This is a genomic window from Streptomyces sp. RLA123, assembly GCF_056270165.1.
The window spans coordinates 6621073-6639297 of the sequence record NZ_JBWDOR010000003.1 but is presented as its reverse complement, the minus strand read 5'-3'; the positions used below and the strand labels follow the sequence as shown (position 1 = coordinate 6639297).

The 18225-nt window shown below is 73.3% G+C and carries 16 protein-coding genes; 11 read left to right on the top strand and 5 right to left on the bottom strand.

Annotation, left to right across the window (positions count from 1 at the left end; genetic code table 11):
- Positions 1 to 356: 356 nt before the first annotated feature.
- The 8 genes from RV983_RS30380 (at position 357) to dhaM (ending at position 9467) form a co-directional block, all read left to right on the top strand.
- Positions 357 to 584 carry a type A2 lantipeptide gene (locus tag RV983_RS30380; RefSeq protein WP_475988896.1) on the top strand — a complete coding sequence of 76 codons (228 nt, stop codon included), beginning with the start codon at positions 357 to 359 and terminating at the stop codon, positions 582 to 584.
- A 125-nt stretch (positions 585 to 709) separates the two neighbouring features.
- Positions 710 to 1516 carry a hypothetical protein gene (locus RV983_RS30375; RefSeq protein WP_475988895.1) on the top strand — a complete coding sequence of 269 codons (807 nt, stop codon included), beginning with the start codon at positions 710 to 712 and terminating at the stop codon, positions 1514 to 1516.
- Between the two features lie 104 nt (positions 1517 to 1620).
- Positions 1621 to 3750 (top strand): NHLP family bacteriocin export ABC transporter peptidase/permease/ATPase subunit, encoded by a 2130-nt coding sequence (locus RV983_RS30370; RefSeq protein ID WP_475990508.1) that lies wholly within the window; start codon positions 1621 to 1623, stop codon positions 3748 to 3750.
- 1 nt (position 3751) lies between these two features.
- A complete protein-coding gene (locus RV983_RS30365; RefSeq protein ID WP_475988894.1) occupies positions 3752 to 6583 on the top strand; it encodes an NHLP bacteriocin export ABC transporter permease/ATPase subunit in 2832 nt (943 codons plus the stop codon).
- A gap of 458 nt (positions 6584 to 7041) precedes the next feature.
- Complete coding sequence (locus tag RV983_RS30360; RefSeq protein WP_475988893.1) at positions 7042 to 7203, top strand: hypothetical protein; 162 nt, start codon at positions 7042 to 7044, stop codon at positions 7201 to 7203.
- Positions 7204 to 7389: 186 nt separating this feature from the next.
- Positions 7390 to 8382, top strand: coding sequence for a dihydroxyacetone kinase subunit DhaK (dhaK, locus tag RV983_RS30355; protein WP_475988892.1), 993 nt, complete (start codon positions 7390 to 7392; stop codon positions 8380 to 8382).
- A gap of 21 nt (positions 8383 to 8403) precedes the next feature.
- Positions 8404 to 9072, top strand: coding sequence for a dihydroxyacetone kinase subunit DhaL (dhaL, locus tag RV983_RS30350; protein ID WP_475988891.1), 669 nt, complete (start codon positions 8404 to 8406; stop codon positions 9070 to 9072).
- Positions 9069 to 9467, top strand: a complete 399-nt coding sequence (gene dhaM / locus RV983_RS30345) for a dihydroxyacetone kinase phosphoryl donor subunit DhaM (RefSeq protein WP_475988890.1) — start codon at positions 9069 to 9071, stop codon at positions 9465 to 9467. Before dhaL ends, dhaM begins: the two co-directional genes overlap by 4 nt.
- Positions 9468 to 9561: 94 nt before the next feature.
- Here dhaM and RV983_RS30340 read toward each other — a convergent pair whose 3' ends face one another.
- A complete protein-coding gene (locus RV983_RS30340; protein WP_475988889.1) occupies positions 9562 to 9819 on the bottom strand; it encodes a type B 50S ribosomal protein L31 in 258 nt (85 codons plus the stop codon).
- Positions 9820 to 9870: 51 nt separating this feature from the next.
- Complete coding sequence (gene rpmG, locus RV983_RS30335; RefSeq protein WP_319664230.1) at positions 9871 to 10035, bottom strand: 50S ribosomal protein L33; 165 nt, start codon at positions 10033 to 10035, stop codon at positions 9871 to 9873.
- 257 nt (positions 10036 to 10292) lie between these two features.
- Between rpmG and RV983_RS30330 the strand changes: the two genes are divergently transcribed.
- Positions 10293 to 11291, top strand: coding sequence for a PP2C family protein-serine/threonine phosphatase (locus RV983_RS30330; protein WP_475988888.1), 999 nt, complete (start codon positions 10293 to 10295; stop codon positions 11289 to 11291).
- 213 nt (positions 11292 to 11504) lie between these two features.
- Here the strand turns inward: RV983_RS30330 and RV983_RS30325 are convergent, their stop codons facing one another.
- The 3 genes from RV983_RS30325 to RV983_RS30315 all read right to left on the bottom strand — a co-directional run bounded on the left by RV983_RS30325 (position 11505) and on the right by RV983_RS30315 (position 15000).
- Positions 11505 to 12047: a PadR family transcriptional regulator gene (locus RV983_RS30325; protein ID WP_475988887.1), complete on the bottom strand. Its 543-nt coding sequence runs from the start codon at positions 12045 to 12047 to the stop codon at positions 11505 to 11507.
- A gap of 26 nt (positions 12048 to 12073) precedes the next feature.
- Positions 12074 to 14101, bottom strand: coding sequence for an FAD-dependent oxidoreductase (locus tag RV983_RS30320; RefSeq protein ID WP_475988886.1), 2028 nt, complete (start codon positions 14099 to 14101; stop codon positions 12074 to 12076).
- A 137-nt stretch (positions 14102 to 14238) separates the two neighbouring features.
- A complete protein-coding gene (locus RV983_RS30315) occupies positions 14239 to 15000 on the bottom strand; it encodes a TetR/AcrR family transcriptional regulator (RefSeq protein WP_475988885.1) in 762 nt (253 codons plus the stop codon).
- Positions 15001 to 15051: 51 nt separating this feature from the next.
- On the opposite strand from RV983_RS30315, the gene RV983_RS30310 reads away from it, so the two are divergent.
- Both RV983_RS30310 and RV983_RS30305 read left to right on the top strand, forming a co-directional pair.
- Positions 15052 to 16731 carry a CocE/NonD family hydrolase gene (locus RV983_RS30310; protein ID WP_475988884.1) on the top strand — a complete coding sequence of 560 codons (1680 nt, stop codon included), beginning with the start codon at positions 15052 to 15054 and terminating at the stop codon, positions 16729 to 16731.
- Positions 16732 to 17386: 655 nt separating this feature from the next.
- On the top strand, positions 17387 to 18196 hold the full coding sequence (locus RV983_RS30305; RefSeq protein ID WP_475988883.1) for a DUF6597 domain-containing transcriptional factor: 810 nt from the start codon (positions 17387 to 17389) through the stop codon (positions 18194 to 18196).
- Positions 18197 to 18225 lie beyond the last annotated feature (29 nt).

The window sequence follows — 18225 nt, the reverse complement described above, 5'->3', positions numbered from 1 at the left end:
GTCGATCACCGGGTGTCACGCTACCCCCCGGCGCATTACCTCCGGTAAATCTGCACACCGCACACGCCGAGGACATATCGCGCCCGACCGGCCGTCCGGTCCCCCCTCCCACACGCGACCTTTGATCCGGAGTGCCCGGTTCCGCCAGCGGCGGGCCCCCACCTCCGCGTGAAGGATTTGACACCAAGCCGTGGGAATTCGGGACCACACGTGAAGTCGAGAATCCGAACCACATTCGAACACGCGCACCGTCAATTCGCTGGGCCACGCGGCCCCGTGCTTGGATCCTCAGCGGTGGCGGGAGGTCCTCCCTGATTCGCCACTCAATATCTGCCAGCACGAAGGGAAGCACCATCATGAACTTCACCCCGCAGGTCGAGACCGCCGAGATTTCCGACGCCGACCTCGACAACGTCTCCGGCGGCCTGGTGGGCGGCCTGGTCAGCAACGCGACCGGCACCGTCGACTCCGTCGCCCCGGTCTCGGGCACCGTCGCCGGCGTGGTCGGCACGGTCGAGGGCCTCACGGGCCTCAACACCGGAGCGGTCACCGGCCTGGCCACCGGCCTCGTCTCCGGTCTCTGAGACGGCACCGCAACCGTGGGCCCCGGCAACCTCCCTTCCGGGGCCCACGGCCGTGCCCGCACTCCGTGTCCAGATAGTCCTCGATAGCGCCCGATACCGAGGAATGCGGCTGAGGGAAGAGTCCCGTGCAGTTCCGACAAAAAGCCCTCACCAAGCTGCAATCGCCCGAGGATCTCGATCTCCCGGTGCGTTTCGCAAAACCACGAGGCGTGCTCGTGATGTCCGTCACGATTGTCGTGGCGGCCGCCGCCGCATTTTGGGCGGTCACCGGTTCCGTCGCATCGAAAATGGACGCCCCCGGAATTCTCACGCACGGCCAGGGCAGTTATGTACTGCAGAGTCCGGTGGCCGGACAGGTCACCCGCGTGTTCGCCGAGGAAGGCGGGCGGCTGGCCGCCGACGCGCCCCTGCTGAAGGTGCGCACCCCGGACGGCGACATCCTGATCCGTACCGTGGCCGCGGGCCGCGTGACCGCACTGGCGGCCACCATCGGCACGGTCGTCACCGTGGGTACGGACGTCGCGGCCGTGGAGCGCGTCGCCCATGCCGACGACCCGCTGACGGCCACGTTGTACGTGCCCGCCGGCAGCGCCTCCTCCGTGCCGGTCGGCGCCGCCGTCGACCTGACCGTCGAATCCGTCTCCCAGCAGCGCTACGGGGTACTGCGCGGCCACGTGCGGGCCGTCGGCCGGACGGTGCAGACCGGCCGGCAGATCTCCGCCTACCTCGGTGACAGCCAGCTCGCACAGGCCTTCGCGCGCGGCGGGCGCCCGGTCGCGGTCCAGGTGCGGCTGGACACCACGCGCCGCACCGAGTCCGGCTACGCGTGGTCCTCCTCCGACGGCCCGCCGTACGCGCTCGACTCCATGACCCTGGCCGGCGGCGCCGTTCACCTCGCCGCCCAGCGCCCCCTCGATTGGCTGCTCCCGTGACCGCGACCGCTCCCCCGCCCCAGGTCGGCCACCGGCGGGGGGACACCCGCCCCCGGCCCAAGCCGCGCAAGCCGCGCCGGTACCCGTCGGTGCGCACGCCCACCGTGCTCCAGATGGAGGCGGTGGAGTGCGGCGCCGCCTCCCTCGCCATGGTGCTGGCCCACTACGGCCGGCACGTCCCGCTGGAGGAGCTGCGGATCGCCTGCGGCGTCTCCCGCGACGGCTCCCGGGCCAGCAACCTGCTCAAGGCCGCCCGCGGATACGGACTCCGCGCCAAGGGCATGCAGATGGAGACGGCGGCGCTGACCGGGGTACGCGCCCCGGCCATCCTGTTCTGGGAGTTCAACCACTACGTCGTCCACGACGGCATGGGCCGCCGCCTCGGCCGGCGCGGCGTGCACGTCAACGACCCAGGCAAGGGCCGCCGTTTCGTGCCCCTGGAGGACTTCGACACCAGCTTCACCGGCGTCGTCCTCACCTTCGAGCCCGGACTGGACTTCCAGCGCGGCGGACGCAGACCCGGCGTGCTGGCCGCGCTGCCCACCCGCCTGCGCGGCACCGGCGGCACCCTGCTGACGGCGCTGCTGGCCAGCCTGCTGCTCGTCGGGGTCGGCGCCGCGCTGCCCGCGCTCAGCCGCACCTACATCGACCTGTTCCTGATCGGCGAGCAGACCTCGCTGCTGGGCGTGCTGTTCGCCGCGATGGCCACCATGATCGCGCTCACCGCCGCCCTCACGTCGGTGCAGCAGTCGAACCTGCTGCGCGGCCGCGTCATCTCCTCCACGCTGGGCAGCGCCCGCTTCCTGCGCCATCTGCTCCGGCTGCCGGTCGCCTTCTTCACCCAGCGCAGTCCCGCCGACCTGGTGCAGCGCCTGCAGTCCAACGACGCCGTCGCCGAGACCCTGGCCCGCGACCTGGCCTCCGCGGCGGTGGACGGGATCGTGGTCGTCCTGTACGCCCTGCTGCTGTGGAGCTACGACCCCCAACTGACGGTACTCGGCGTGGGGATCGCCCTGCTCAACGTCGTCGCCATGCGGGTGGTGGTACGGCTGCGGGCCACAGGGACGCAGAAGCTGCGGGCCGACAACGCCCGGCTGACCAACACCGCCTACACCGGCCTTCAGTCCATCGAGACCATGAAGGCCACCGGCGGCGAGAACGGCTACTTCCGCCGCTGGGCCGGTCAGCACGCGGTCACCCTGGAGGAGCAGCAGCGCCTCGGCGTGCCGAGCGCCTGGCTGTCGGTGGTCGCGCCCACGCTCGCCACGCTCAACAGCGCCCTGATCCTGTGGATCGGCGGTCTGCGGGCGGTGGAGGGCCACATCTCCATCGGCCTGCTCGTCGCCTTCCAGGCGCTGGTCACCCGTTTCACCGCGCCCGTGACCCGGCTCAACGGCGTCGCGGGACGCATCCAGGACTTCGCCGCGGACGTCGCCCGGCTCAAGGACGTGGAGAACTTCCCCGTGGACGCGCTCTATTCACGGCCCGAGGCCGAGGCGGGCACCCGCCGGCTCAAGGGCCATGTGACGCTGGAGGACATCACCTTCGGCTACAGCCCGCTCGACAAGCCCCTGCTGACCGGATTCTCGCTCTCGGTCGCCCCCGGGCAGCAGGTGGCGCTGGTCGGCGGCTCCGGCAGTGGCAAGTCGACGGTCTCCCGCCTCGTCTCGGGTCTGTACAGCCCCTGGAAGGGCGTGATCCGCATCGACGGGCAGCGCCTGGAGGACATCCCCCGCAGCGTGCTCGCCGCCTCCGTCTCCTTCGTCGACCAGGACGTCTTCCTCTTCGAGGGCACGGTGCGCGACAACGTGGTGTTGTGGGACCCGTCCATCCCCGACGAGGACGTGGTGACCGCGCTGCGCGACGCCGCCCTGTACGACGATGTGATCGCCCGCCGTCCCGGCGGCATCCACAGCCGTGTCGAGCAGGACGGCCGCAACTTCTCCGGCGGGCAGCGGCAGCGGCTGGAGATCGCGCGGGCGCTGGTGCGGCGCCCCAGCATCCTGGTGCTCGACGAGGTGACCAGCGCCCTGGACGCGACGACCGAGCAGCTCATCATCGACAATCTGCGGCGGCGCGGCTGCGCGTGCGTGGTGATCGCGCACCGGCTCAGCACGGTGCGCGACAGCGACGAGATCGTGGTGCTCGACCACGGCTCCGTCGTGGAGCGCGGGCGGCACGAGGACCTCGTCGCCGCGAGCGGGGCCTACGCCCATCTGGTCAAGGAGCACTGAGTTGATCCCCGTACAACCCGCCGACGCCGCCGACACCACCGGCGACCCGGTGATCGCGGCCCTCGGCGGCCTCGGCGTGCCGGTGGACTGCGCGGGGCTGCGCAGCCTGTCCCTGGAGGGACCGCACGTCCTGTGGCTGATCGTGGCCGGCTCCCTCGACCTGTTCGCCGTCGACGCCGCCCAGCAGGGCCACTGGCACTTCCTCGGCCGGCTGGAGGCGGGCACCCTGCTGCTGGGTCCCGTCGAGGGCCCGCAGCACACGCTCGTCGGCCGGCCGCTCCCGTCCTGCGTCCTGCACCGCATCACGCTGCGCGAACTGCACCGCCCGGCACAGGACGCCGCCTGGGCGTACGACACCCAGGAGCAGGCCCTCAGCCTGCTGGAGCACGCGTTCGCGCTCGGCGTGGGGCGCAGCCAGCGCGTGCTGTACGAGGCCCCGCTGGACGGCCGCACCACCGCGGACGAGGCCGTGGCGGACGACGACATCCTGTGGCTGCCCGTCGCCCCCGGCAGCGTGCAGTACGGCGCCGCCTACAGCACCGACGCCGCGGGCGACCTGCTGCTCGACGGCGCGATGTGGCAGGGCATGGTCAACCAGCAGTACCGCCTGCTGTCGACGCTGGACCGCTGGATCGAGCGGCTGGAGCAGGCCCACGAGGACCGCACCGCCGCCGGCATCCGGGCCGGCGAGGCCGTCCGCGAGCAGGCCGACCAGGCGCTTCTGGCGTCCATCGCCCGTTCCCGGAAGGCGCCGTCGCGCGCGCCGGCGGCCTCGGACGACGCGACCTGGGCCGTCTGCCGGGTGGTCGCGCGCGCCGCCGGGATCACACTCGCCTCCTCCTCCACGAGCGGCGCGGTCAGCGACCGCGTCGACCCGGTCGAACGCATCGCGGTCGGGTCGCGGGTCCGCACCCGCCCGGTACGGCTCGACGGCCGCTGGTGGCGGGAGAACGCCGGCCCCCTGGTCGCCCGGCGGGCCGCGTCGGGGATGCCGGTCGCGCTGCTGTGGCGGCGGGGCGGCTACGACGCGGTCAACCCCGCCAGTGGCAGCCGCATCCGCGTCACTTCCGGCAACGCAGCGGAGTTCGCCCGGCAGGCGGTGATGTTCTACCGGCCGCTGCCAGAACAGCCACTGCGCCCTTGGCGGTTGCTGCGCTTCAGCATGCGCGGCACCGGCTCCGACCTGCGCGCACTCATCATCAGCGGGCTGATCACCGTGCTGCTCGGCGCGCTGGTGCCGATCGCCACCGGGCAGGTGCTCGGCCGTTACGTGCCCGGCGCGGAGACCGGGCTGATCGTGCAGGTCTCCTGCGCGATCATCGTCAGCAGCGTGGTCTCGGCTGCCTTCATGCTGCTGCAGAACCTCACCCTGCTGCGGGTGGAGGGCCGCATCGAGGCCACCTTGCAGCCCGCGATCTGGGACCGGCTGCTGCGGCTGCCGACGTCCTTCTTCGCCGAGCGCTCCACCGGCGAACTGGCGAGCGCCGCGATGGGCGTGAGCGCCATCCGCCGCGTCCTCGCCGGCGTCGGCCCGGTCGCCGTCCAGTCCGGCACGGTCGGCGCGATGAACCTCGTGCTGCTGCTGGTCTACAGCGTCCCGCTGGCCCTTGTCGCGATCGGCATGCTGATCGTGATCGGCGCCGTCTTCCTCGGCCTCGGACTGTGGCAACTGCGCTGGCAACGGCAGCTGGTGGAACTCGGCAACAGGCTCAACAACCAGGCGTTCCAGACCCTGCGCGGGCTGCCCAAGCTGCGCGTCGCGGCCGCCGAGAGCTTCGCCTACGCGGCCTGGGCCCGCGAGTTCGCGCGCAGCCGGGACCTCCAGCAGCGCACCGGGCGGATCAAGAACCTCACGGGCGTGCTCAACGCCGTCTACCTCCCGCTGTGCTCGCTGCTGCTGTTCGTACTGCTGGCGGGACCGGCCCGCGGCTCGCTGTCCGCGAGCGGCTTCCTCACCTTCAGCACCTCGGTGACGATGCTGCTCACCGCGGTCACCCAGCTCACCGGGGCGCTGGTGTCGGCCGCCGCCGCGCTGCCGATGTACGAGCACATCAAGCCGGTGCTCGACCAGGCCCCCGAGGTGCGCGGCGCCAGCACCCAGCCCGGCGAGCTGTCCGGGGCGATCGAGGCCCGCAAGCTCTCCTTCCGCTACTCCGAGGACGGCCCGCTGGTCCTGGACGACGTGTCGCTGGACGTGCGGCCCGGCGAGTTCGTGGCCGTCGTCGGCCCCAGCGGCTGTGGCAAGTCCACCCTGCTGCGCCTGCTCATCGGCTTCGACCGGCCCGTCGCGGGCAGCGTGCTGTACGACGGCCAGGACCTCGCCGCCCTCGACCAGGCCGCGGTCCGCCGGCAGTGCGGCGTCGTCCTCCAGAACGCCCAGCCCCTCACCGGCTCCATCCTGGACTGCATCTGCGGCGCCGAGACCTTCACGCAGGAGGAGGCGTGGGAGGCGGCGGCGATGGCCGGTCTCGCGGAGGACATCAAGCGGATGCCGATGGGCCTGCACACCATGATCTCGGGCGGCGCCACCGTCTCCGGCGGCCAGCGACAGCGCCTCATGATCGCCCAGGCCCTCGTCCGCCGTCCGCGCATCCTCTTCTTCGACGAGGCCACCAGCGCGCTCGACAACGAGACCCAGCGCGTCGTCATCGAGAGCACCCGCGCCCTGCGCGCCAGCCGTGTCGTCATCGCGCACCGCCTCACCACGGTCATGGACGCCGACCGCGTCGTCGTCATGTCCGACGGCCGCGTCGTCGAACAGGGCCGCCCCGCGGACCTCTTGGCGAACCCCGAGGGCCGCCTCCACGAACTCGTGCGTCGTCAACTGGCATGACGACGCCGGTCGACGACGGCTGCCGCTCCGCACAGGGCGAGCAGCAGTTCGGCCGCGGTTGCCTCCACGGCGGCTGCCGCGGGCCCGGCGCCCAGTGGCCGGGCCCGCGGGATGTCGCCCGGCCGGATGAGCCCGGGCGTGCCCGGTGTACGTGCCGCGCAGCGCCCCTCGTCCACGCCGTCGGCCGCGCTCGGCCCCCGTGGCGAGCCGTGCGTCGACCAGGTGCACCGCCGAGTCCAGGTCGCGCGACGGTTCCCCAACGTCCTCCACCCGGATCCCACAGCAAAAGTTCGTAGCGCCGAGGCCGTCCGGGACATTCCGACGGCGCGAGGACTGACGGGTACCGCCCCGCAGAGGGCGGCCACCCCGCAGTGATCGACCGCGAACGGACAATCACCGGCCGGGCCGTCCGGCCGGTGAGCGAACACCTACCTCCGACCGCGAGGGAAGTTGCCCTCATGCGCCACAAGCGCACCGCCCGCCTGCTGGTGGGCCATCGGGTCGTCCCGCTGCTGCTGTGCCTCGGCATGGGCCTGGCCTACCCCGGCGCCTGCCACGCGCCGCAGGCAGCCCGCGCCCCGGCCTCGCGAGAGGGCCGACGACGGTCGCACGGGGAGTAATCACCCGGCTGCGGAAGGTGATTCCGTCGAGGCGGGTGGGGGCCCGGGTCCTTCCGGCAGGCTGTCGCCGAACGGGCACCGGAGTCACGGAAGCCGGAAGGGGCCACAGCGGGCACACCGATACGCCTGCTCATGGTGCGGCAAGTTCGTACGCTTGTCAGAGCAACCTCAGACGGAGGGTCCCCCATGAAGATGCTGATCAATGTCCCCGAGACCGTGGTGGCCGATGCGCTGCGGGGAGTGGCCGCCGCGCATCCGGAGTTGACGGTCGACGTCGACAACAGGGTGGTCATCCGCAGGGACGCGCCGGTCGCCGGGAAGGTCGCCCTGGTGTCCGGCGGCGGGGCCGGGCACGAACCGCTGCACGTGGGCTTCGTGGGACACGGGATGCTGGACGGGGCCTGTCCCGGGGAGGTCTTCACCTCACCGGTGCCCGACCAGATGGTGCGGGCGGCGGCGGCCGTCGACAGCGGCGCGGGCGTACTGTTCATCGTGAAGAACTACACGGGTGACGTGCTGAACTTCGACATGGCCGCGGAACTGGCCGAGGACGAGGGCATCCAGGTCGCCAAGGTGCTGGTCAACGACGATGTGGCGGTGACCGACAGCCTCTACACGGCCGGACGCCGCGGCACGGGCGGCACGCTGTTCGTGGAGAAGATCGCCGGGGCGCTGGCCGAGGAGGGCGCGCCGCTGGAGCGCGTGGAGTCCGTCGCACGGCAGGTGAACGAGATGACCCGGAGCTTCGGAGTGGCGCTGACCGCGGTCAGCACGCCCGCCAAGGGCAGCCCCACGTTCGATCTGCCCGCCGGGGAGCTGGAACTCGGCATCGGCATCCACGGGGAACCCGGCCGGGAGCGGCGGGCGATGATGACCTCCGGCGAGATCGCGGAGTTCGCGGTCGACGCGATCCTGGACGACCTGCGCCCGAGCGGGCCGGTGCTGCTGCTGGTCAACGGCATGGGCGCGACGCCGCTGCTGGAGCTGTACGGATTCAACGCCGAGGTGCACCGGGTGCTGGCGGCCCGCAACGTCGCGGTGGCCCGCACGCTGGTCGGCAACTACGTCACGTCGCTGGACGCGGCGGGCGCCTCGGTGACGCTGTGCCAGGTGGACGACGAGCTGCTGCGCCTGTGGGACGCGCCGGTGAGCACACCGGGCCTGCGCTGGGGCGCCTGAGAAGCAGGAGGAGCACGACAGATGAGCGAGGGACCGTCCACGGGACCGGCGGCGATCGACGCGGCTTTCGTACGCCGCTGGCTCGCCTCAGCGGCCTCGGTGATCGAGCGGGAGGCCGAGCGGCTGACCGAGCTCGACTCCCCCATCGGTGACGCCGACCACGGCGCCAACATGCGGCGCGGCTTCATCGCGGCGCGCACGGCCGTCGAGAAGGAGCCACCGGACACCCCCGGCGGTGTCCTGGTGCTGGTCGGCCGGCAACTGATCAGCACGGTCGGCGGCGCGTCGGGTCCGCTCTACGGCACCCTCCTGCGCAAGGCCGGCAAGGCGCTCGGGGACGCCGAGCACGTCACCCCCGAGCAGTTCGCCGAGGCGTTGCGGGCCGGGGTCGACGCGGTCGCGACGCTGGGCGGGGCCGCGCCGGGCGACAAGACGATGGTGGACGCGCTGGCCCCGGCCGTCGAGGCGCTGTCCTTCGCGCTCGACAAGGGCGCAGGCCTGGCCGAGGCGCTGTCGGCGGCCGCCATGGCCGCCGAGGAGGGCGCCGTCGCCACCACGCCTCTGGTGGCGCACAAGGGTCGGGCGAGCTACCTCGGCGAGCGCAGCGTGGGTCACCAGGACCCGGGGGCGACGTCCTCGGCGCTGCTGCTCGGCGTGCTGGCCATGACGTCGCGGGAGGACGCGGAATGACCGTGGGCGTGGTGCTGGTGTCACACAGTGCGACCGTCGCACAGTCGGTCGCGCACATGGCGACCGGACTGAACGGCGGCGGTGCGAAGGTGCCGGTGGCCGCCGCGGGCGGCACCCCCGACGGCGGGCTCGGCACCGACGCGGAGAAGATCACCGCGGCGGCGCACTCTGTCGACCGCGGCGAGGGCGTGGCCGTCATCGCCGACCTGGGGAGCGCCGTGCTGACGGTCAAGACCCTGCTGGCGGACGAGGACGAGCTGCCGCCGAACACCCGCCTGGTGGACGCGCCCTTCGTGGAGGGCGCGGTGGCCGCGGTGGTCACGGCCTCGGCGGGTGCGGACCTGGAGGCCGTGGTGGCGGCGGCCCAGGAGGCGTACACCTTCCGCAAGACCTGAATCCCCAAAGTGCCCCGGGCACGGCGACGGCCGCCGCGGTGTGTGCCGCGGCGGCCGTCCGTGCTCCGTGCTTTCCTTGCCCCGATCCTCTGCGTCAGCCGCGCGCGGCGGCGCGTCCGTAGCGGCGCTCGAAGCGCTCGACGCGGCCGGCGGTGTCCATGACGCGGGCGTTGCCGGTGTAGAACGGGTGGCTCGCCGAGGAGATCTCCACGTCGAACACGGGGTAGGTGTTGCCGTCCTCCCAGACGACGGTCCGGTCGCTGGTCAGCGTGGACCGGGTGAGGAAGGCCTGGTCCGCGCCGCGGTCGCGGAAGACGACCGGGCGGTAGGCGGGGTGGATCGCGTGCTGCATGACGCTCCTCCAGTCGGTGCGGTGGGACGGACGGCTACGAACGGCGCCGGTTCAGCGCTCCTCGCGGAACGGCACGTGGCGGCCGACGGCCGGGTCGTACTTGCTGAGGACCATGCGGTCCGGGTCGTTGCGCCGGTTCTTCCGGGTCACGTACGTGGTGCCGGTGCCGGCGGTCGACCGGAGCCTGATCACCGGGCGCTGCTCGCTGCGGGCCATGAGCGGGTCCTTTCTGTCATCGCAATGGTTTTCATTTCCATCGGATGTACCCCTCAACGCGGGGCACCCCCCGCTCATTCCCGCACTCCCGGCCCGGTGCGGCAAAAATGAAAGGAGGCGCCGCCGGCACCCGCCGGCGGCGGTGACAGGAGGGCTGACACCCATGGCACGCGGCCCCGGCCACCAGCGCCCCGCCCCCTCCCGCTGCCCCGGTGGGCCCGGTGGTTCCTGGCCGCCTCCTACGCGCTCATCGCGGCGTGCGTCGCCTCGACGTCGCCAGCGGCCCGGAGACGACCCTCGCGCCGGTACTGGCGGCGCTGCCGGTGCCGGCGGGGGTCAGGGCCCGCCGGGCCCGCGTACCGCTGCTGGCGGGCGTCCTGGCGATCGGCCTGGTCTTCCTCCTGGCCGCGGCCAACAGCGGGGTCCCCGCCCTGGTGCACGTCACCTCCGCGGTCTCCGTCCTGGCCGTGACGTTCACCATCACCGGAGCCGTCGTCCTCGTCACGGCCAGGGAACGGGAGCTGGCCCAGGTCCGGGGTGTCGCCGAGGCCGCCCAGGGAGCGCTGCTGCGCCCGCCGCCGCCCCGGGTGGGCGGGCTCCAGGTGGCCGTGCGCTACGTGGCGGCGGAGGCCGAGGCACGGATCGGCGGGGATCTGTACAAGGTCGTGGAGACCGACTTCGGCGTGCGGGTCCTGCTGGGCGACGTACGCGGCAAGGGCCTGGAGGCCGTCAAGACCGCCGCCGACGTGCTCGGGGTCTTTCGGGACGCCGCCCGCGCGGAGCCCGGCCTCGACGCGGTGGCGGCCCGGCTGGACGGCGCGCTGGTACGCCGCGGCGGAGGAGAGGAGTTCGTCACCGCCGTACTGCTGACCGCGCCCCCCGCCGCCGACGCGGCCGTCCTGGTCAACTGCGGCCACCCTCCGCCGCTGCTGTGCCACGACGGCGCCGTGTCGGAGGTGACACCCGAGGGGTACGCGCCGCCGCTCGGGCTCCTGGCGCTCACCGGCGGCCGCTACCGACCGCAGTCGGTGCCCTACCGCCGGGGCGACCTGCTGCTCTTCCACACCGACGGTGTCTCCGAGGCGCGCGACCGGCGCGGCCGCTTCCACCCGCTGGCCGAACGGGTCGCGGACATCACCGAGCAGGACCCGGAAGCGCTGCTCGACAAGGTCCTGCTCGACCTGCACGCGTGGACCGGCGGCGGGCTGGGGGACGACGCGGCACTGCTGACGGTACGCCGCACGGGCCGGCCCTGAGGCTCGGACCCGATCACGAGGCGATCCGCACGGCCGCCGCCCGGCGATCCGGCGAGGGGACACCGCCCGGCAGGCCGCGGACGTGACGGCGGGTGCGCGGGCCCGAGGTCGCGCTTCGGGCGAGCGCCTTCCCGAACAGCCCGGTGACTTCGAGGCCGACGAGCCGACCGCCCGGGCCCGGACAGCCCAGTCAGCCCGGTCAGCCCGGTCGGGTCAAGCCGGGTCCATGGTCCCGACCTCGGCCAGCGCCTCGCGGAGCCACTGCGTCCAGAACGACTCCAGCTCGATGCCGGCGCGCAGCACGAGATGCCGCAGCCGGTCCTCGTCGGCCACGCGACCGGGCGGGAAGTCGCGCCGCTCGATGTCCGTGTACTCGGCCAACTGGGCCTCGTGCAGCGTCAGGTGCCTGCGCAGTTCCGCGGTGAGGCCGCGGCCCCCGACCACCGCCGCCGCACGCATGCGCAGCAGCAGCGGGTCGCGGATGGGCCGGGGGTCCTCGCCCGCGGCGACCCAGCCCGCCAGTTCCGCCCGGCCGCCGGGCAGCACCTCGTACTCCTTCTTCTGCCCGCGGGCGGGTTGCTCCGCGGGCAGGGCGCGGATCAGGCCGGCCTCCTCCAGCCGCCCGAGTTCGCGGTAGATCTGCTGGTGCGTCGCGGACCAGAAGTAGCGGATGGAGCGGTCGAAGCGGCGCGCCAGCTCCAGCCCCGAGGACGGCTTCTCCAGGAGGGCGGTGAGGATGGCGTGCGGGAGGGACATGCCCGCATCCTACGGACGGGGCGCGGTCACAGCGCCGCGGCCAGTTCGGTGCCCTGGCGGACGGCCCGCTTGGCGTCGAGTTCGGCGGCCACGTCGGCGCCCCCGATGAGGTGGACCTCGTACCCGGCAGCGCACAGGGCGTCGTACAGGTCGCGGCGCGGTTCCTGCCCGGCGCACAGGACCACGGTGTCGACCGGGAGCGTGCGGCTCTCGCCGTCGACGGTGACGTGCAGCCCGGCGTCGTCGATCCGGTCGTACGCGGCGCCCGCGACCATGGTGACGCCCCGGTGCTTGAGCTCGGTGCGGTGGATCCACCCGGTGGTCTTGCCCAGGCCCGCACCGACCTTGGTGGCCTTGCGCTGCAGCAGGTGCACGGTACGCGGCGGCGCCGGCCGCTCGGGGGTCCGCAGCCCGCCCCGGTTCGCGTAGCCGGTGTCGACTCCCCATTGCCGGAAGTACGTCTCCGGGTCACGGCTCGCGCCCGCGCCGCCGTCGGTGAGGAACTCGGCCACGTCGAAGCCGATCCCGCCCGCGCCGACGATCGCGACCCGCTCGCCCACCGGGGCGTCGTCGCGCAGGACGTCGAGGTAGCTGAGCACGCTGGGGTGGTCGACGCCGTCGATCTCCGGCGTGCGCGGCGCGACGCCGGTGGCGAGGACGACCTCGTCGAAGCCGGGGTCCTGCGCGGCCAGCGCCTCGGGCGTGACAAAGGTGTTCAGCCGCAGCTCCACGCCCTCCTCGGTCAGCCGGGTGCGGAAGTAGCGCAGCGTCTCGTCGAACTCCTCCTTGCCGGGGACCTTGCGGGCCATGTTGAGCTGCCCGCCGATCCGGTCGGCGGCGTCGAAGAGCGTGACGGCGTGGCCGCGTTCCGCCGCGGTGACCGCGCAGGCCAGTCCGGCGGGACCGGCGCCGACGACGGCGACGCGCTTGCGCAACCGGGTGGGCATGAGGACGAGTTCGGTCTCGTGGCAGGCTCGCGGGTTGACCAGGCAGGAGGTCAGCCGGCCGCTGAAGGTGTGGTCGAGGCAGGCCTGATTGCAGCCGATACAGGTGTTGATGGCCTCGGCGCGGCCCTGTTCCGCCTTGGCGACGAACTCGGGGTCGGCCAGCATCGGGCGGGCCAGGGAGACCATGTCGGCGTGCCCGTCGGCGAGCAACCGCTCGGCGACGTCGGGGGTGTTGACACGGTTGCCGGTCACCAGAGGTACCGAGACCGCGCCCATGAGCCGCTTCGTCACCCAGGTGTACGCGCCGCGCGGCACGGAGGTGGCGATGGTGGGGATGCGGGCCTCGTGCCAGCCGATGCCGGTGTTGATGATCGTGGCGCCGGCCGCCTCGATCTCCTTGGCGAGGGCGACAACCTCCTCCAGGGACGAACCTCCGGGGACCAGGTCGAGCATCGACAGGCGGTAGATGATCACGAAGTCCGTGCCGAGCCGTTCGCGGGTGCGGCGGACGATCTCCAGCGGGAAACGGGTGCGGTTCTCGAACGACCCGCCCCAGCGGTCCTCGCGGTGGTTGGTGGCGGGCGCGACGAACTCGTTGATCAGGTAGCCCTCGGACCCCATGATCTCGACGCCGTCGTAGCCGGCGGTGCGGGCGAGTTCGGCGGCCCGTACGAAGTCCTCGATCGTCTCCTCGACCTCGTCGCCGGTGAGGGCGTGCGGGACGTAGAGGCTGATCGGCGCCTGGAGCGCACTCGGGGCTACCAGTTCGGGGTGGTACGCGTACCGGCCGAAGTGCAGGATCTGCATCGCGATGCGGCCGCCCTCGTGGTGCACGGCCCGAGTGACGACGGCGTGCTGCCCGGCCTCCTCCTCGGTGGTCATCCGGGCGCCGCCCGGGTAGGGGCGCCCGCGGTCGTTGGGGGCGATGCCCCCGGTGACGATCAGCCCGACGCCGCCCCGGGCCCGCTCGGCGTAGAAGGCGGCCATGCGCTCGAAGCCGCGCTCGGCCTCCTCCAGTCCCACGTGCATCGAGCCCATGAGGACACGGTTGGGGAGCGTGAGGAATCCCAGATCGAGCGGGCGCAGCAGGTGCGGGTAGCGACTCATCGGGGTCTCCTCGGGCGTCGGTGCGGCGGCTTGTCGTCAGTCCTTTGTAGACCGCCCGGAGACACTTGTGCAACTAGTTGCATAAGAGCGGGCGCCCACGCCCGTCGCGCGGGATCGTGCGCGGGGGCCGGTACGGATCAGCCGGCGTCGAGGCCGTCGATCAGGCGGTTCAGGAACCGTGTGAACGTCGCATCGGCGGTGAGCGGGCGCCCCGGCGCGGCAAGGGCCTCGGCGAGCTCGGGATGCCGGCCGTCCGCGGCGACGGCCGCGAGGTAGCGGGCCTCGGCCGCGGCCCGCGCGGACGACCGCGCGGCCGCGCTCTGCGTGATCTCGAAGGCGACATGCCCGGCGACGAACGCCGTGACCTGGGCGAAGACTTCGAGCCTCGCCGCGCCGTCCAGCCGGGCGGGCCGGAGGGCAGCCAGCGCCCGTTCCACGAAGGCCAGCGCGCGGGGACCGGGCGTCCGGCGGGAGGACAGGGCGGAGGGCAGCCACGGGTGCCGGAGCATGAGAGCGCGCTGAAGCCGGGCCATGGCCTTCACGTCCGCACGCCAGTCGCCGGTCAAGGGGGCGTCCAACGGGAGTTCGCCGCTGACGTGGTCCACCATCAGCTCCAGCAGCGTCTCCTTGTCGGGGGCGTAGCTGTAGAGCGACATGACGCCGGCGCCCACCTTCGCGGCCACCCGGCGCATGGTGACCGCGTCCAGGCCCTCGGCATCCGCCAGTTCGACGGCGGCCGCCGTGATCGCCGCACGGCTGAACGCGGGCTTGCGCCCTCTGCGGGGCCGGTCGTGACCCAGCCACAGTTCCGCGGGGTCGACCCCCGAGGCGCCGGACCCGTCAGGGATCACCCGTGCCCACCTCCCCTGCCCGCCGCGCCGCCGTCTTGCGGGAGCCATTCAAGCACCTCTATTCTCGTACGTCGTACGAGAATAGAGGAGGGGACCTCGATGACATCTGCGACACGCGACGCCGCACCGCGGTCGGCCCGGACCGCGCCCGCCGGGAGGCCGCCGCTGTCCGCCCGGCTGCTGAGGGCCACATGGCGCGGCCTTCCGGCCCGAAGGCACCGCGCCGGCTGGGAACCGGGGCTGGTGGTGCCGGCCGCCGAGGGCAGTCCGCTGATCAGCGACCACTGGTTCCCGCTCGCGGAGGGCGACTTCCCCACCCTGCTCGTGCGTTCGCCGTACGGCAGGGGCCTGCCCTGGTCGCCCATGTACGGCATGCTCTTCGCCGAGCAGGGCTTCCATGTGATCGTGCAGAGCTGCCGCGGCACCGGCGGCTCAGGCGGCGAGTTCGATCTGTGGCGCAACGAGGCCGCCGACGGCCTGGCCACCGTGGCCTGGCTCCGCGAGCAGCCCTGGTTCACCGGAACCCTGGGCACCGTGGGCCCCAGCTACCTGGGCTATGTGCAGTGGGCGCTCGCGCTGGACCCACCGCCCGAGCTCCGCGCCATGGTGGTGCAGGTCGGTCTGCACGACCCCCACGCCCTGTTCCACGCGGGCGGCACGCCCCTGCTGGAGAACGCCCTCGCCGTCGGCGTCGGCATGACGCACCAGCACCGCGGGGTGGTCCCGTTCCTGAGGGCGACGCTGCGTCTTCGGCGACGGCTGGACCGGGTCACCACCGGGTGGCCGCTGCGCGAGGCGTACCTCTCCGCCCTCGGGGACGAAGTGCCCTGGCTGGACGGCGTGATGACGCACCCCGACGCCGACGACCCGTTCTGGCACGGCGCCTCCGCCGCGGGGGCCGCGGAGCGACTGCGCGTCCCCACGTGCCTCATCACCGGCTGGCACGACGTGCTCGCCGACCAGACCTTCGAGCAGTACGAACGGCTGCGCCGAGCCGGATGCGAGACCGCCCTGCTCGTCGGCCCGTGGACCCATGCCTCCGCGCTCCGGCAAGGATGGCCGGAGGTGTTCGCGGAGAGCCTCGCGTGGCTTCGCGCGCACCTGGGCGACGACGACTCCGGCCTGCGGGCCGCCTCGGTGCGCGTGCACGTCGGTGGCGAGGACGCGTGGCGGGACCTCGAGGACTGGCCGCCGCCGGCCGACGCGACGTCGTGGTTCCCCTCCCCCGACGGGTCTCTCGCGCTGGAGGCGCCCTCCGACGCCGTGCCGTTGGCGTCGTTCCGGTACGACCCGGCCGACCCCACCCCGTCCGTCGGGGGCCCTTTGCTGTCCGGCGCCGCCGGACCTCGCGACAACGGCGCGCTGGAGGCCCGGGAGGACGTCCTGACGTTCACCGGGCCGCCGCTGGCCGAGGCCATGGACATCGTCGGCCCGGTGTACGCGCGGCTGAGCGTCTCCACGGACACCGGGCACGCCGACATCTTCACGCGACTGTGCGACGTGGACCCGCAGGGGCGTTCCACCAACGTCTGCGACGGACTGGCCCGGCTCACGACCGAGGGCGGGAAGCCGTCGGAGGTCACCGTGCCGATGAGCCGCGCGGCCCACCGCTTCGCGGCCGGCCACCGCGTCCGCTGGCAGATCAGCGGGGGTGCCCACCCGCGGTTCGCCCGCCATCCCGGCGTCGGCGCGTCCTCGCTCGAGGCCGTCCGTCCCGTACCGGTGCGCATCACGCTCCACACGGACTCGGCCCTGGTGCTTCCCCGCAGCCCGCGCTGAGGCGGACGCGCGCCCGCCGGCACGCGGTTCGGGGTGCAGGCGGGCCGAGGCGGGGTCCATCGCGGGTCGCGGCCCGTCGCGGCGAGCAGCCTTCCGATGCGGGAAGTCCCCGGCGGCAAGGGCACCGGCTCGCCGAAGACCTTCATGGCGCGCCGTCGGACCCATCTCGTCGACCAGGGCCGCCGGCACCCGCACCGCGTACTCCCCGGGCGCGAACGCGCGGTCCGTGGAGCGTGCCAGATCCCAGGCGAGGACGGTGAGGTCGAGCAGCACCATGCCGCCGAGGGTGCGCGCCGGGAGGTTCATCGAGCCGGCCACGCCCTCGCCGGCGCCGGGCACGGCCCACGCCTCCGCCAGCGGCGCGGTGTCCTCCGCGAAGCGGTCGCGCCATCCGTCGCCGAGGGCGGCGAGGGCGGCGAGGCGGTCGGGCGTGGAAGAGGTGGTTCAGCAGCTCCCGCACGTCGCACGTCGCACTCCGCGCACGGCGTCGGCGCCGCCGGCCGGTCGTCCGGCACTTCTGTCACCACGGGCAGGGCCCGGTCGCGGACGGCTCCCGGCAGTTCACCGATCGTGTCCGTCATGACGCGAGGCCCCGGCGGGCCGCGGGCGCACTGCCTGAAGATATGCGACACCCTGCCGCCGTACCATCGCCCTCATGGCCGGTCAGGACACACCGCGGCGCGACACCCGGGGCATCGTCGGCGCCCCGGGACTCTTCGCACGCGTGCGGTTCCGGCGGCGGGCCCCCGCGCCGGCGCTGCGGCCGTACCTGGAGCACTACTGGCTGATCGACTGGGACCTGACCGAGCCGTACGCCTCGCACGTCGTGCCGCACCCGTGCGTCAACGTCGTCTTCCAGCGCTTCGCCGGCACGCCGGACCTCGGAGAGGTCGCCGGCGTCGGACTCGAGCTGTTCACGCAGAAGCTGGAGGGGGCCGGCCGGGTGTGCGGCGCGCAGTTCCGCCCGGGCGGGTTCCGGCCCTTCGCACCCGCGGCGGCAGTTTCCCACTGGACCGGACGCCGGGTCCCGCTGGACGAGGCGCTGCCCGGTCTCGCCGGTACGCCGGGCGCCGTGCTCGGACCGGACGAGGAGGACGACCGGGTCGCCGCCCTGGACGCCTTCCTGCTGTCGCTCGCTCCCGCTCCCGATCCCCAGGCCGGCCTGGCGATGGCGCTCGCCGAGCGGATCCGGCGCGACCGCGGCATCCTGCGCGTGGCCGAGTTCGCGCGCGCCGAGGGGCTGTCGATGCGCTCGCTGCAACGCCTGTTCGCCGCCTACGTCGGCGTCAGTCCCAAGTGGGTCATCCTCCGCTACCGCATCCACGAGGCCCTGGAGCGCGCCGAGTCCGCGGAAGCCGTCGACTGGGCGGGGCTGGCGGCCGAACTCGGCTACAGCGACCAGGCCCATCTGGTCCGGGACTTCACGGCGACCGTGGGGGTTCCCCCGACGGCCTACGCGGGCTGAGGCCGACAGCGGGAGTGACGCGGAGCGCA

Excerpts from the sequence above, each read along its gene's own strand:
- RV983_RS30380 (WP_475988896.1), top strand. The coding sequence starts at position 357 with ATGAACTTCACCCCGCAGGTCGAGACCGCCGAGATTTCCGACGCCGAC.
- RV983_RS30360 (WP_475988893.1), top strand. The coding sequence starts at position 7,042 with ATGCGCCACAAGCGCACCGCCCGCCTGCTGGTGGGCCATCGGGTCGTC.
- dhaK (WP_475988892.1), top strand. The coding sequence starts at position 7,390 with ATGAAGATGCTGATCAATGTCCCCGAGACCGTGGTGGCCGATGCGCTG.
- dhaL (WP_475988891.1), top strand. The coding sequence starts at position 8,404 with ATGAGCGAGGGACCGTCCACGGGACCGGCGGCGATCGACGCGGCTTTC.
- dhaM (WP_475988890.1), top strand. The coding sequence starts at position 9,069 with ATGACCGTGGGCGTGGTGCTGGTGTCACACAGTGCGACCGTCGCACAG.
- RV983_RS30340 (WP_475988889.1), bottom strand. The coding sequence starts at position 9,819 with ATGCAGCACGCGATCCACCCCGCCTACCGCCCGGTCGTCTTCCGCGAC.
- rpmG (WP_319664230.1), bottom strand. The coding sequence starts at position 10,035 with ATGGCCCGCAGCGAGCAGCGCCCGGTGATCAGGCTCCGGTCGACCGCC.
- RV983_RS30325 (WP_475988887.1), bottom strand. The coding sequence starts at position 12,047 with ATGTCCCTCCCGCACGCCATCCTCACCGCCCTCCTGGAGAAGCCGTCC.
- RV983_RS30320 (WP_475988886.1), bottom strand. The coding sequence starts at position 14,101 with ATGAGTCGCTACCCGCACCTGCTGCGCCCGCTCGATCTGGGATTCCTC.
- RV983_RS30315 (WP_475988885.1), bottom strand. The coding sequence starts at position 15,000 with ATGGCTCCCGCAAGACGGCGGCGCGGCGGGCAGGGGAGGTGGGCACGG.
- RV983_RS30310 (WP_475988884.1), top strand. The coding sequence starts at position 15,052 with ATGACATCTGCGACACGCGACGCCGCACCGCGGTCGGCCCGGACCGCG.
- RV983_RS30305 (WP_475988883.1), top strand. The coding sequence starts at position 17,387 with ATGGCCGGTCAGGACACACCGCGGCGCGACACCCGGGGCATCGTCGGC.